The following is a 643-nucleotide window of genomic DNA, read 5'->3' as shown; positions in this document are numbered from 1 at the left end:
CGGCGCGAAGGGCCCGCGCGTCTATGACTGGGCAGCCGCACAGCTGCCGGCCGTCCCGTTCTTCGGCGAAGACGAGCCCTCCCACCACCGGTGGATGTTGGCCCGACGCAGCATCGCCCGCCCTGACGAGATCGCCTACTACCTCGCCTACGCGCCCACTGGCACCACCGTCGACAAGCTGGTCCGGGTAGCCGGCAGCCGATGGTCCATCGAGTCGTGTTTCCAGAGCGCGAAGAACGAGTGCGGCCTTGACCAGTACGAAGTCCGCCGCTATCCCGCCTGGTACCGGCACATCACCCTGGCCATGCTCGCCCATGCCTTCCTCGCAACGATGGCCGCCCACGCCGGGGAGGAAAGGGGGGCCGCAGAAACGGATCATCCCTCATCCCCCTCACGCTGGCAGAAGTCCGCAGGCTGCTGGCAGCTTGCCGCCCCGGAGCAAGTCACAACCACCGGCATCACGCCAGTCATGCCTTGAAATGGTCCCGCTGGCGTCGCCACCACCAGGCCACTGCCAAGCGCTGCCACTACAGACGCCGCGCGACCGGTCACGAACAACCGCCACATGACGACACGTCAGCTCACTACACTCAAGAAGACGCCCCTGACCAGCGCAAATAGCGAACTGCAACTGGAGTACTAG

At 65.8% G+C, this 643-nt stretch carries 1 pseudogene; it reads left to right on the top strand.

From position 1 onward, the window contains the following. Positions 1–478 (top strand): annotated as a pseudogene (locus ACLJT4_RS42500) (IS701 family transposase); the annotation flags it as partial. Positions 479–643: the final 165 nt, after the last annotated feature.

Source organism: Streptomyces sp. x-19, from assembly GCF_046549115.1.
Lineage (GTDB): Bacteria > Actinomycetota > Actinomycetes > Streptomycetales > Streptomycetaceae > Streptomyces > Streptomyces albulus_C.
Note: the sequence above shows the minus strand (reverse complement) of the source record. Positions and strands in the feature narration are given on the sequence as shown.